Origin of the sequence: Pseudoduganella violaceinigra DSM 15887, assembly GCF_000425385.1 — a bacterium.
Classification (GTDB): domain Bacteria; phylum Pseudomonadota; class Gammaproteobacteria; order Burkholderiales; family Burkholderiaceae_D; genus Rugamonas; species Rugamonas violaceinigra.
On record NZ_KE384361.1, the window covers coordinates 219,190 to 232,268 of the forward strand.

General features: G+C 61.6%; 9 protein-coding genes. 3 read left to right on the forward strand and 6 right to left on the reverse strand.

Going from position 1 to position 13,079, the window contains the following annotated elements:
- Positions 1–4: 4 nt before the first annotated feature.
- The 3 genes from H597_RS0128760 to H597_RS0128770 all read right to left on the reverse strand — a co-directional run bounded on the left by H597_RS0128760 (position 5) and on the right by H597_RS0128770 (position 4,097).
- Positions 5–1,219 (reverse strand): PepSY-associated TM helix domain-containing protein, encoded by a 1,215-nt coding sequence (locus H597_RS0128760; protein WP_028105161.1) that lies wholly within the window; start codon positions 1,217–1,219, stop codon positions 5–7.
- Between the two features lie 12 nt (positions 1,220–1,231).
- On the reverse strand, positions 1,232–3,367 hold the full coding sequence (locus H597_RS0128765) for a TonB-dependent siderophore receptor (RefSeq protein WP_035375435.1): 2,136 nt from the start codon (positions 3,365–3,367) through the stop codon (positions 1,232–1,234).
- Between the two features lie 85 nt (positions 3,368–3,452).
- Positions 3,453–4,097 (reverse strand): dihydrofolate reductase family protein, encoded by a 645-nt coding sequence (locus H597_RS0128770; RefSeq protein ID WP_028105163.1) that lies wholly within the window; start codon positions 4,095–4,097, stop codon positions 3,453–3,455.
- A gap of 98 nt (positions 4,098–4,195) precedes the next feature.
- Between H597_RS0128770 and H597_RS0128775 the strand changes: the two genes are divergently transcribed.
- The 3 genes from H597_RS0128775 (at position 4,196) to H597_RS0128785 (ending at position 7,992) form a co-directional block, all read left to right on the forward strand.
- A complete protein-coding gene (locus tag H597_RS0128775; RefSeq protein WP_028105164.1) occupies positions 4,196–5,035 on the forward strand; it encodes a universal stress protein in 840 nt (279 codons plus the stop codon).
- Positions 5,036–5,051: 16 nt separating this feature from the next.
- Positions 5,052–6,662 carry a PHA/PHB synthase family protein gene (locus H597_RS0128780; protein WP_028105165.1) on the forward strand — a complete coding sequence of 537 codons (1,611 nt, stop codon included), beginning with the start codon at positions 5,052–5,054 and terminating at the stop codon, positions 6,660–6,662.
- A gap of 265 nt (positions 6,663–6,927) precedes the next feature.
- Entirely contained in the window at positions 6,928–7,992 is a 1,065-nt protein-coding gene (locus tag H597_RS0128785) for a M35 family metalloendopeptidase (protein ID WP_028105166.1), read from the forward strand.
- A gap of 16 nt (positions 7,993–8,008) precedes the next feature.
- Here the strand turns inward: H597_RS0128785 and H597_RS32880 are convergent, their stop codons facing one another.
- From H597_RS32880 to H597_RS0128800, 3 genes are all read right to left on the reverse strand, one after another.
- A complete protein-coding gene (locus H597_RS32880) occupies positions 8,009–8,461 on the reverse strand; it encodes a hypothetical protein (RefSeq protein WP_154668330.1) in 453 nt (150 codons plus the stop codon).
- Positions 8,462–8,488: 27 nt separating this feature from the next.
- The gene (locus H597_RS32885) at positions 8,489–10,738 is read right to left on the reverse strand and encodes a PAS domain S-box protein (RefSeq protein ID WP_083941343.1); all 2,250 of its coding nucleotides are present in this window, start codon (positions 10,736–10,738) and stop codon (positions 8,489–8,491) included.
- Positions 10,739–10,846: 108 nt separating this feature from the next.
- Positions 10,847–12,991 (reverse strand): hypothetical protein, encoded by a 2,145-nt coding sequence (locus tag H597_RS0128800; protein WP_028105167.1) that lies wholly within the window; start codon positions 12,989–12,991, stop codon positions 10,847–10,849.
- Positions 12,992–13,079: the final 88 nt, after the last annotated feature.

A 13,079-nucleotide genomic window follows, 5' to 3' on the forward strand; every position in this document is an offset into this window, starting at 1 on the left:
TTCCTCAGAGGGCCGGCTGCGCCGCATTCTTTTGCGCCGCAGCCGCCCTGGTCCGCGATGAACGCTTGCGCCACCAGATCACCACGCCGGTCACGCTCAACATCGCGACCACCACTCCCATGAAGGAAATCAGGATGCGCCCCGGCAGGCCGAGGATGCGCCCTGAATGCAGGGGAAACTGGGCTTGCACGAACAAATCGGCGGCACTGCCTGTCCAGGGTTTGCGCTCGCCGAGCAGCCGCCCATCGAGCCCGTCGTAGTACAGCACGGCCGGACCGGCGCCGCCGGCGCCATGATCGTCGCCGGCCTTGAAAAAGCTCACGCCGTAGATGCCATAGGCCTGCGAATAGAACACGCTGCCGGCCGGTTCCCGCCACTCACGCCGGCGCGCCTCGGCGCCAGCTTTCTCCAGCACCTGCGCATAGCCGACGCGCGCCAGGATCGGATTATTCAAGTCGCGCGGGGTTCGTGTATCGAACGGCGTCGGGGTAAGCTCCGAAATCGTTTGCATCACCGGATAAAAAATTTCCCGGTACAGGTTCAAGGAAAACGCCGTGAAGGCAAGGACGAACAACAGGCCCCAGGTCCACAGGCTGAAAGCCCGGTGCAGATCGAAATTGAGCTTGGCGCTGCCCCCGCCCCAGCGCACCTTCCAGGCCGGCTTCCAGCGCTGCCACCAGCCACGGCCAGCCGGCGACCTGGCACGCACCGGCAAGGTGAGGTAGAAGCCGACAAAGCTGTCCACCAGCCAGACCATGGCAATGGCGCCCATCAGCCAGATGCCCCAACGGTCAATGCCCCACATTGCAGGAATATGCAGCGAATAGTGCAGCTTGTAGAGGAAGGAAACGAAGGTCTCCTTGCTGATCGGCCACACCGCACCCCATTCCCGCTTGCCCAGTTCAGCGCCGCTGACCGGATCGACAAAGACCTGGTTGAAGCCCTTGGCATCGACCCCGAAGCCCAGCGAATCGCCCTTGACCGCATGCAGAGGGATATAGGAGACCTTGGCGTCCGGATGGCGCTCTTCGATCAGCCGCGCCAGCTCCAGTGAAGGCAGCGCAACGCCTGCCGTTCGCGCTTCCATCAATTGCGGGTTGAGCAGATCGTCCAGCTCGTGATCCCAGGAGATCACCGCGCCGGTCAGGCCGCTGGTGAAAAGGAAGCCCGCAGTCAGCAAGCCAAGGTAGCGGTGAACCAGTGTCCACGATGCGCGCATGCCAGCCTCGCCTTAGAAGTGGTATTTCAGGCTTGCCGAAACGCTGCGCGGCGCGGCATAAGTAATGGCGCCGTAAGCGGAAAACATGCCGAAATGCTTCTTGTCGAACAGGTTGTTCACGTTCAGCTGCGCGGAAAGCTGTCTGGTGATGTCATAGCGCGCCATCAGGTTGGCGATGGCGAAGGAATCCTGCACTATCAGGCCGCCGCTCCCGGCCGGCGCGCCCGGATCCAGGGTGGCAGTGCGGCTTTCCCAGTTCACGCCGCCGCCCACCGTGAGAGCATCCATGCGGTAGGTGGTGAATACCCTGAACAGCTTGCGCGGGTAAACGCCGTTGATATCGGCGCCTGCCGCATCTTTCGCGCGGAACTGGGAATAGCCGGCGGTAGCGTTCCATCCGCGTGCCAGTTCGCCGGACACTTCGAATTCAAAGCCTTCACTCTTGGCCCCTTTGGCGGCGCGGTAATAGGCCTCGGGCGCCAGCGGGCCGAGGCCATCCCGGTCGACCAGCCCGGCCTCCTGCGCCAGCTTGTCCTGTTCGACGCGGAATATCGCCAGCGACGCATTCAGGCGGCCATCGAGGAAGTCGCCTTTGACGCCGGTCTCGTAGCTCTTGCCCACCACTGGGTCCAGCATCTTGCCGTCAAAGTCCTTCTTGTTCTGAGGCTGGAAGATATCGGTGTAGCTCGCATAGGCCGACAGTTGCTCGCTGATGTCGTATACGACGCCAGCAAAGGGCGTGAGCTCGCGCTCATGCTTCATCCGATAAGCGGGACTCCAGGCGCCCACGCCGGACTTATCGTAATTGGTGACGCGCGCGCCGAGGATTGTCTTCAGCGTATCCGTGATCGAGAAGCGGGCCACGCCGTAAAGCGCTTCCTGCTTGGTCACGCTGCTTTCATAGAAGCTGGGCGTACCCCATTTCGGCTCCGGATAAGCCGCGCCATTCCAGTTATTGAAATCGCCGACCGCAGGATAGCCGCCGGCATAATCAGCCGCCCGGCTGTCGGCATTGAACTCCTGCTTCGAGTGCATATACCCGATCGCCGCCTCGTGCTTGCGCCCGGCCAGCTGAAACGGACCACTGGCATGCAGGCTGAAGTCATTCTGCTTTGTGCGCGTAAGATAGGAGCCCGCGAAAGCGCTCATGCCAACGCCGGTCGCGCGGTCCGGCACACCGGACAGATACAGCAGTGCCGAATCGCCCTTGCGGTCGCCGTGGCTGAAGCTGGCCCGTAACTTCCAGCCGTTCTCGAAGCCGTGCTCCAGGTTCACGAAGCTGTTGTCGTATTCGCTCTTCCAGCGCGCCCAATCGGCGGCCGACGTCTTGGAACGGTCAAAGTTGGTCCGGCTGCCGTCCGTGTACCAGTAAGGCAAACCGCCCCACATCGGGCCCTTCGGGTCGTTTTCCTGGCGGCTGACGCCAGCCGATAGCACTGTGCGCGGCGCCAGATCGGCTTCGATGGTCCCGTAGAATGTATGGCTCTTGTTCTTCAACAGGTCGATCCAGCTGTCCGCGCGCTGGTATTCGCCAACAACGCGTGCACGCACCGAACCGCTGGCATTGACACCGCGCGACACGTCCACCATGGCGCGGCGCTCATTCCAGCGGCCAATGCCAAATTCCGCGCTGCCGCTCAATTGCTTGCTGCTGGCGCGCTTGCGGACCAGGTTGATGGCTGCGGACGGATTGCCGGCGCCGGTCATCAGCCCCGTTGCGCCGCGCACCACCTCGGCACGGTCATACATCGCCAGGCTGCCTACCACTTCGCCGGAGCTCCAGGGCTGGTCCCAGGTGGTCGGAACGCCGTCGATCTGCAGGTTGTCGATATCAAATCCGCGCGCCGTGAAGCCGGCGCGGTGCGTCTCGTATTGGTTGACCGAGATGCCGGTGGCATTGTTGACCACATCGGTGACGGTCCGCAGTGCCTGGTCTTCAATGCGTTGCTGGGTGATGACCGACACGGATTGGGGCGTGTCGCGCAAAGCCATGCTGAAAGGCGTGGCAGCGCGGCTGCGGTCGGTCGTGTAGGCGTCCACCTTCTGCGCGGAGACTTCGATCTGCGGCATCACCGCCGCCTCTTCCGCAAACGCCGCCACGGGAAACGCCAAACCAAGCAGCACTGCCAATCTTTTCTTGCCCATCATCACCTCAGCTAATAAATAAGTCGATTAGCTGGCGATGGCTGGCTTTTATATGAATCCGTAAATGATAACCATTCGCATCTAAAAGTCAATCCTTGCGAATCGAAAGGTGGGTTGCCGCGGGACTCGACTCGTGCCCGGACACCGAATAGCCCAGCTCCTTCAGGTTCAGACCCGCGAACAGGTGCTCGCCGGATCCAAGCAGGATTGGCGATTGAACCAGGTGCATCTCATCCACCAGGCCGGCCTCCAGGTATTGGCGGACCGTCTCCGTGCCGCCCCCCAGCCGGACATCCTTGCCATTCGCGGCTGCACGCGCCAGGTCAAGCGCTTCCCGAATGCCGCCGGTAACGAAATGGAAGGTGGTGCCGCCCTCCATGACCAGAGGCTCGCGCGCATGATGGGTCAAGACGAAGACCGGCGTGTGATATGGCGGATTCGGTCCCCACCAGCCGCGCCAGTTGTCGTCCGGCCAGGCGCCCCGGCTGGGCGCAAACATATTGCGGCCAAGGATCCATGCGCCAATATTCTCCATACCGCGTTGGGCGTAGTCGTTATCCATTCCTGTGGTGCCCTGCCCCGATCCGTGCATGGCTTGGAAAGCCTGGGTCGGGAACATCCAGTTGTGCAGCTTCTCTCCGCCAACGCCCAACGGATGTTCGAGCCCCTGGTTCGGGCCCGCACCGAATCCATCCACACTGATGGCGAAACACGCGACGCGCAATCTACTCATACGACCTCCCTCTATTGGAATTGAATTGACCCAGATCATGCCGTTTATTGACCCGGGAGCCTAGACTTTTTCCCATACGACCAGCATTGGAGGCTGTGATGGGATTCAAGACTGTTGTGGTGCATGTTAGCGTTTCTGCCGGCACGGAGCGCCGCGTACGGCTGGCGGCGCAGATTGTGCGGATGTCCAAGGGCCGCCTGGTCGGTGCGGCCATGAGCGGCATTTCCCGCTTCCTGTATGCCGACCATGCCACTGCAATGGGCGTTGGCATCGCAGCCCAATGCATTGACGAAGCGCGGGAAAGCGCGCGTGCCAGCTTGCGGCGCTTCGAGTCGCAATGCGCGATGCTGGACCTGCCCTCCTACGAAGCCAGGCTGCTGGACGACCGCGCCGCCGACGGCCTGGTATTGCAGTCGCGCTATGCCGACCTGGTCGTCCTGGGCCAGGCGAATCCCGGCGAACCGATCGCGCCGCTCGAAGAAGAAACGCCGGAATTTGTGGCGATGAACAGCGCCCGCCCAGTCCTGGTGCTGCCATATGCCGGTCATTTCGAGGCGCCTTTCCGGCGCATCCTGGTGGCCTGGGACGGCAGCATGGAGGCCACCCGCGCAATCACTGCCGCGATTCCCCTGTTGCGGGAGGCGGCAAAGGTGACCTTGGCGGTCTTCAATGCCGGCCGCCAAGCCGACGCGCACGGCAGCGAACCGGGCGCCGACATGGCCCTGTATCTCGCGCGCCACGGCATCAAGGTGGAGGTGGCGTCGCAGGTGACGGAGATCGACATAGGCTCCGCCCTGCTTTCCTTTGCGGCGGACGTCGATGCCGACCTGCTTGTCATGGGCTGCTACGGCCATAGCCGCTTCCGCGAGATCATGCTCGGCGGCGCAACCCGCACGGTCCTGGAGAGCATGACCTTGCCGGTGCTGATGGCGCATTAGGACTATACTGGCCTGCATGCCGAATCCTTTCGCCCCTGTCGCCGCAGCCTGGCTGGCACACCCGATGGAAATACTTCGGGCGTGGCAGGAACTTGCCACGGTCACCTGGGCCACCGCCATGCCGGCGCCGATGGCGGAAGCGGCCGAAGGCGATGACCGCTTCACCGACGATGCCTGGCGCGCCAACCCGTTCTTCCATGGCCTGATGCAGCAATACCTCGGCATCACCCGCACCCTTGAGCGGCAGATTTACGACACCCCAGGCGTGGACGAGCGCGAAGCCCGCAGCGCCGCCTTCTGGCTGCGCCATTGGTGCAACGCCCTGGCGCCCAGCAATTTCCCCTGGACCAATCCCGTTGTCCTGCGGCGCGCCTTCGACAGCGGCGGTGCAAGCTTGCGCCAGGGCTTTGAAGAATGGCTGCGCGACTTGTGGGCCGGCGAGCTGCGTATGGTTGACCCGGCGCAGTTCGAACTTGGCCGCGACCTCGCCGCCACGCCCGGCCGCGTCGTCATGCGCAATGCATTGATGGAATTGATCCAGTACACACCCGTGTGTGCCGAAGTGCACGCCATGCCGCTGGTGCTGGTGCCGCCCTGGATCAACAAGTACTACATCCTCGACCTCACAGCGCAGCAAAGCATGGTGAAGTACTTGGTGGAACAGGGCTTCGACGTCTTTGTCATCAGCTGGAAAAATCCGGGTGCGGGCATGGCGGGTGTGACCTTCGAGGACCACCTGTTTGACGGCATCCTCGCCGCGATTGAAGCGGCCCGCGCGATCGCCGCCGCGCCGCAGGTGCATGCCGTTGGCTACTGCATCGGCGGCACCGCACTGTCGGCCCTCATGGCCTGGCTTAACCGGCGTTACAAAGAAGAGCGCGACATCCCCGTCGCACATTGGACCCTGCTTGCCACTTTGACCGACTTCGCCAAACCGGGCGATATCGCCAGCTTCATCGACGACGACAGCGTCGCCTTGCTCGACGGGCTGATGGCGCGCCAAGGCTTCCTCGACTCACATCAGATCGGCTGGAGCTTCCGCATGCTGCGCCCAAATACGCAAATCTGGCGTTATGTCGTGCACAAATACCTGCTTGGGGAGCCGGCGCCGGCCCTGGCGCCACTGGCCTGGAACTCCGACGGCACGCGCCAGCCGCACGCCACCCAAGCGTTCTGCCTGCGCGAACTCTATATGGGCAACAAATTGGCGCAAGCCGACCAGCTGGAAATCCGGGGGCAGAAAATCGACCTTGGCCGCATCCGCCAGCCCTTGTACGCTGTGGCCGCAGTCGCCGACCATATCACCCCATGGCGCAGCACTTACCGCAGCGCGGCGCTCGTGGGCGCCCCGGTGCACTTCGTGCTCACGGCTTCGGGACACATCCTGGGCATCATCAACCCGCCGGGCGGGAGCGCCAAACAGGAATTTCGGTCGGCGCCGCTGCTGGCCGGACGCGATCCCAAGGACTGGCAGGCGGACCTGCCAGCCACACGCGGTTCCTGGTGGCAGGACTGGACCGAATGGCTGCACGCGCGCTGCGGTCCGATGCGCTCCCCGGGACTGGAAGCTCACACCGACTACCCCTGGCTTTGCGCCGCCCCTGGAAACTACGTGCGCGAGCACTAAGGGCGGACGTCATCGCCGAGCGCTCGACCGCATTTCACGGCCCTGGTGACGCTGGGACTTGGCTGCGGCATTCTCATGGCCATTCGCCGGGAAAGCGGCGCCTGAAGCTGTTACAGCTGTCCAATTCAGGACAAAAATCAGGCCCTATGTTCAGGGCTTAACGGAACTGTTGTTGGAATGCCGGCGGCCTTCCGATTTAGATTGAACTGCCGGCAGCTCCCCGTCAAGATTGGCTTACCCCAACCACAACCGGACGGAGACAGGAATGAATCTGAAACACCTTGGCGGCTTTGCGCTTGCAGCTTCTTTCAGCCTGGGCGCCTTCGCGGCCGACGGCCTGACGGCCAGTATCAGCATGGACAAACGCACGCTCGGTGCGAGCGACGATGTGGTCGTTCACGTCACCTTGACCAATACCTCGGCAGTTCCACAGTACGTCCTAAAATGGCATACCCCGTTTGGTGAAATCGAAGAATCCCTGTTTGACGTGACGCGCGACGGCGCCAAGGTGGCGTACGAAGGCCTGCACGCCAAGCGCCCTGCGCCGACCGCAGCCGACTACTATGTGATCCAGCCGGGCAAATCGTACAAGGCCACGGTGGAACTGTCGCAGATGTATAACATGAGCATCTCCGGCGACTACACCATCCGTTACAGCACCAAGTCCGCCAAACTGTTCAGCAACGCCGATCCTTCCGGTCGCGCCTTCGACAAGAAGCAGCCGGACAGCCTGCAGTCGGATGCACTGAGCGTTTCGATCGAAGGCACCCTGCCGCGCGGCGCGATTGCCAAGGCGCCAGCCGATCCCGTGGGTCTGGCAGGCAGTCTCTCCTTCAGCAAATGCACCGCGTCGCAGCAATCGACCATCACGAGCGCCAAATCGGCCGCTCAGAACATGTCGAACGACGCCAACGGCTACCTGGGCGCGAACAAGACCGGCCAGCGTTACACCAAGTGGTTCGGCAGCTATTCTTCCAGCCGCTATTCCACCGTCAAGAGCCACTTTGTGGCGATCAAGGATGCTTTCGACAACAAGCCGATCACGGTCGATTGCAGCTGCAAGAAGTCTTATTATGCTTACGTCTATCCGACCCAGCCCTACAAGATCTATGTGTGCAATGCTTTCTGGAGCGCGCCAATGACGGGTACCGACTCCAAAGGCGGCACCCTGGTGCATGAAATGAGCCACTTCAATGTGGTGGCCGGCACGGACGACCATGTCTACGGCCAATCCGGCGCCGCCAGCCTGGCAATTAGCAATCCCGCCCAGGCCATCGACAATGCCGACTCGCACGAATACTTCGGCGAGAACACTCCAGCCCTGCCTTAAGCACTGTGACTGCCGCTCACCTGCCGGTATGCTCGAAGCGTAGCGGTCCCACGGTGAGCGGCATTTCCTTCCCATCCAGAAGATAGTGGCCTGCATAGCTGATGGTGTAAGCATGGCGGCCCGGCTTGAAGGCATAGGCGAGGCCGAGATCGATGGCATTACTGCGCTCGGTACCCGCCCGCATGGGAAGATAATCTTCATCTGTCAGCGGCCCGCGCTTGACCATGATGCCCTGGTACTGCAGGGCCTCGCCGCTTTCCGCATCGCGCAGCTCAAACAGCTTGCCGTACATTTCCTCTTCGGTCGCCAGCGCCCGCAAGGCCTTCACCATACGGCCAGAATGGTTGGCCAAGGCAATCTGCAAGATCGGATGTCCGCCAGCCTCGCGGATCGCAAATTTCACTTCCAGCACAGCTGGTTCTCCCGTCAGCATGCCCAATGCTAGCAAAGCAGCAATATTGATTTTCACTCCAGACCTCGTTACACGTGAAACTTTCTAGTGCGACTGTTCCAGCGCTTCCCCTACCACCTCCAGGAAATCCCCGATATCCAAGGGTTTGGTGAGGTAGCGGAAAAAGCCGGCCTCCAACGCCGCCTGCACATCGAGCGGCATTGCATTTGCCGATAAGGCAATGATGGGAATTTCACAAGTCGCTGGATCCTGGCGTAAGCGCCGCTGGGCTTCGCGGCCGCTGATGCCCGGCAGGTTCATATCCATGAGGATCACGTCGGGCAGGTGTTCGCGCGCCATGGCGACGCCGGCATTGCCATCCGTGGCGGAGAGCAATTCCAGGTCAAGGTGAAGTTTCACGATTTCCTGCACCAGCTTCAGGTTGGCGGGATTGTCCTCCACGTAAAGCAGCAAAGGCTTGCCGTGGCGGTCCTGGGGCGCAGCCAGTGATGCTCCGTGATGCGGCGCTTGTATCAACGCCGACGGCAGTTCGGCCGATTCCATCTCGACCGTGAAGGTGCAGCCCTTCCCCATGGTACTGCTGACTCCAATGGTCGCGTTCATCAGCTCAGCCAGACGTTTGCTGAGCACAAGCCCGATTCCGCTGCCTTCCTCCGATCCGCCTTCCTGCCCCAGTCGGTTGAATGGCTGGAACAAGCCCGCCAGTTGTTCCTCGCTCAGCCCTGGGCCATCGTCCTTGACCGCCAGCCAGGTGCGGCCAAGTGCATTCCGGTCCATGGCGACCCATACGTGCCCGCCCTTGCTATTGTATTTGACCGCGTTGGTGAGCAGGTTCAGCACGATCTGGCGCAAGCGGATGCGGTCCGCCTTGACGCATAAGCCGCGCGGTTCCGACAAATAGACCGTCACCTGGCGCGCGTCGGCCATCGCCTCGATCATCTTGCGCGCTTCATGCAGCAGCTCGTCGAGTGCCACCGGCTCCAGCGACAGCGTGACGGCGCCGACCTCGATCTTGGCCAGGTCCAGCGTCTCATTGATCAGATGCAGCAGGTGCTGCCCCGCCTGCACGATATTGCCCGCGAAGGCATAGCGCTGCTGCTGGCTCAAGGGCAATTTTTCGTTGTGCAGCAATTGGCCAAAGCCGAGGATGGCGTTCAACGGCGTGCGCAGCTCATGCGACATGCTGGCCAGGAAGCGGTCCTTGGCTTTGCTTGCCTGTTCCAGCTCCAGCTTCTGTTCCAGCAGCTTGCGCTCGATCTGGCGACGCCCGCTGATATCGCGGATCGCGCTTGAAACAAGCAGTTCATCTTCCGTCCTCAAGGGACTCAGGCTGATCTCCACCGGGAATTCGGAACCATCGCGCCGCATGGCATACAGTTCGGTACCGGCGCCCATGGCGCGTGGCTGCGCCTTGTCGAAGAAGCTGTTGCGCGCCGCAGGATGGCGCCCGGCGAAGCGCGCCGGTATCAGGATCTCGATCGGCTTGCCCAGCAATTCCTGGCGCTGGTAGCCAAATAACTGCTCGGTCTGGGAATTGACCAGCACGATCTCGCCGCGCGCATTGACGATCACCATCGGATCGGGCGCCGATTCGAGCAAGCCGCGGAATTTCTGCTCCGCTTTCTTGCGGTCGCCGATATCGCGGATGGCGCTCATCACGATCGCGCCTTCTTCCATCTGGATCATGCTGAGGCTGATTTCGACCGGGAATTCCAGTCCATCCTTGCGCAGCCCGTACAGTTCCAGACCGGCGCCCATGGTGCGGGTGCGCGGCTGCACGAAATACTGGGCGCGGTGCGACGCGTGGCCGCCACGGAAACGGTTCGGCAGCAAAACCTCAACGGGTCTGCCCAGGAGCTCGCGCGGTGCGAAGCCGAACAGCCGCTCGGCCTGGCTGTTGACCAGCACGATGCGTCCCGTGGAGTTCGCCATGACGATGGCGTCCGGCATGGACTCGAGCAGGCCGCGGTAACGGGACTCGACTTGGCGCGCATCGCGCAAGGCCTTGGCGTCCGTGATGTCGTTCTGGCTGTGGATGACGTATTCGATTTCGCCCTGGTCCGTCAACACCGCCTTACAGGCCGCGCCGACATAGACGGCCTGGCCATCCTTGCAGCGGCGCAGGTATTCGAAATCGGCGCCGAATTCGCGTTTGAACGGATGGTCCGGTATGCCAATCAGATCGGCGAGCTTGCATCCTAGCGTCTCTTCCGCGCTATAGCCGTAGATCTCCGTGGCGCCCTTGGTCCAGAAAATCACGGTATCGTCAGCGTCGGTGGCAATGATGCCGCCGGGAGCTTCCTCAAGGATGAACTTGCCCAGGTCATTTTCCATGGTGGTCTCTTTGCGGACTCGGCGAAACCATTGTAAGCGAATTCAGGCGAAAAAAAACCGCCTGACCTTACGGGCCAGGCGGTCGATAGCGCATGCTGCGCTCTTTACTTACCAGGAGGCTTTCAAGGTGTAGGTGCCGTTGCTTGCACCGGTACCACCACCGTAGTAGTACACCTTGGCGTACCACGTCACAGCAGCTGCGCCGGTGTTGGCGCGCGATACGGTGTCAGCCTGGCCAGTGCCTTTCACGCTCGAGCCCAGTTCGGTGCCGGCGCTGTTGTACAGCTTCAGGTCGTAGTCCGACGTGGCATTCGGCGTCATGGTCGCCGTCAGGGTCTTGCCAGCCGGGACCGTGATCGCGAAGTAGTCCACATCGGTATTGCTGCCAATATTCGCGTTGACCGTGGTGCACGACTGGGTCACCGGGTTGGCGGTGGCAATGGTGTTGTTGCTTTCCGTTTCAGACTTGCTCACCGGGGTGCAGCCGGCCGACAGGATGTTCTGCGCTTCGAACTTGGCCTGGAAGGTGTTGGCGTAAGTCAGGTCCGATGGGAACAGGGTTTTCGCCGCGTTCACGATCGCAGTTGCCATCGCAGGCATCTTGATATTCGAACCCAGGCCGAAGTGCGCTTCCAGGATGATCTTGTCGATGTTGGCGCGCGGCTTGCCGGCGGCGATCAGGGACACCATCGAAGCGTACAGCGGCGAGGACCACAGCTCGTCCGACTGGAACGTCACGCCATTCTCGGTCACCGAGCTGTGCGCGCTATAGGTCTTGGCGCTGTTGTATTTGGCGTCAGTGCGGTTCATCATACGGCCGCCCCAGCACGCGCCGTGGCCGTCCCAGCTGAAGGCCCACTCAGGGTGGTAGATCTTGCCGTTCGGGGTGCTATACGAATAGGACGCTGCCCAGTAGTCGCCGAAGCCTTCGCCCATGGCGCCAGTGTCGCCGCCGGACCAGCCGGAGTTGATGTTGGCCTGGATGCCGTGACCGTACTCGTGCAGGATCACATCCGCGTCTTCACTGTCATTGACGCAGCCGTGGCCGAACGCCAGGTAGTCGGACGAGCCGCCGCTGTAGTGCGAGTTGTCGTCGCCGTTCACACCGTTGGTGTCGACATCCAGCGGACGCTCGATGATGCCCTTGGTGCCGGTAAAGCCCAGCGATTGCATATAGCGCTGGCTCTGGTCGATGTGGAAGTAGACGTTGGTATCGTCGAAGGCATCGTTGCCGCGCTTGGCAGTCCACACGCCGTTGGTGGTGGTGCTTGGGGCGGTGTTCGGCGCTTCGATGTCCTTGATGTTGACGTAAGGGCCGGTCAGCTTGTACACGCCGGCGGTCACGGTCAGGTCGCGCAGGGTCTTGGTCGAGTAGGCCGCGTCGAAGGCCGCGTCAGGCGAGGTATCGGTCAGCGCATCGGTGTTCAGCGTGGTGCGTGGATCAGGATCGAAGGCATAGCCGCTGCCGTTGATGCCGGAAGGCGCCAGGCTCGCGGCAGGAGCGGCGGCGGCCTTCAGCGAGGTCACATTGGAATTGGTCTTGCCGGCCTGCTTGGCGGCCTGGATCGCGGCGTGCATATCGAGCATCTGGCCCGGAGCCGACTGGCGCGCTTCGATCGAACGCTCGCCGCCCTTGTTGGTGCGTGGCAGCGACGTGGTGTAAGAATCGATCAGCTTGCCGTCGTGGGCGTTCAGGTACTGCACGAAGCCGCCGGTTGGCATTTCTGCTTCGATATTGACTTTGCGCGCCAGTTGCACGCCATCCTTGGTCGGCACCCACACCAGGTTAGTGGACGGCACGGTGACCAGGTGGTGCTGCACCTTCATGTTCTTCCAGCCTTTGTCCAGCGCCTCGTCTTCGCTGATCTGGGCTTTGTTGTACATTTGGTTCACAGCGTCTGCATCGACTTTGGCCGAGATGTGGCGGGTTTCATTGAAAATCTTTTGCAGCTCGCCGTTCTTGCCGATCGACACAACGATCAAGGCACGGTCAACTGGCAGGCCGCGCAGCATTTGTTGGTAGTAATAGTGCTTGCCAGTTAGCGATTCCTTGACCGATACCAGCGCCAGGTTGTTCAGGTTGGCAGGCAGGCCGAAGCGCGCAGCGTTGGCCTTCAATACCGCTTCAGCGGATACCGCCTTGGTATTGGTGAATACAGTCAGGTTTTCTACAGTTTTTTCACCGGCTTGTGCCATGCTTGCGCAGGCCAGCATGATCATCGAAGCGAGAGTGGTGCGGGTGGTGTAGCGCATGTTGTAAGTCTCTCCTGAAGCGGTTATATAGGTGTATTTTTGGATGAAACATCAAGCCCCGCCGGGCTTCGTACTCAACAGCGTGATG

Excerpts from the sequence above, each read along its gene's own strand:
- H597_RS0128785 (WP_028105166.1), top strand. The coding sequence starts at position 6,928 with ATGAATCTGAAACACCTTGGCGGCTTTGCGCTTGCAGCTTCTTTCAGC.
- H597_RS0128780 (WP_028105165.1), top strand. The coding sequence starts at position 5,052 with ATGCCGAATCCTTTCGCCCCTGTCGCCGCAGCCTGGCTGGCACACCCG.
- H597_RS32885 (WP_083941343.1), bottom strand. The coding sequence starts at position 10,738 with ATGGAAAATGACCTGGGCAAGTTCATCCTTGAGGAAGCTCCCGGCGGC.
- H597_RS0128775 (WP_028105164.1), top strand. The coding sequence starts at position 4,196 with ATGGGATTCAAGACTGTTGTGGTGCATGTTAGCGTTTCTGCCGGCACG.
- H597_RS0128800 (WP_028105167.1), bottom strand. The coding sequence starts at position 12,991 with ATGCGCTACACCACCCGCACCACTCTCGCTTCGATGATCATGCTGGCC.
- H597_RS0128760 (WP_028105161.1), bottom strand. The coding sequence starts at position 1,219 with ATGCGCGCATCGTGGACACTGGTTCACCGCTACCTTGGCTTGCTGACT.
- H597_RS0128770 (WP_028105163.1), bottom strand. The coding sequence starts at position 4,097 with ATGAGTAGATTGCGCGTCGCGTGTTTCGCCATCAGTGTGGATGGATTC.
- H597_RS0128765 (WP_035375435.1), bottom strand. The coding sequence starts at position 3,367 with ATGATGGGCAAGAAAAGATTGGCAGTGCTGCTTGGTTTGGCGTTTCCC.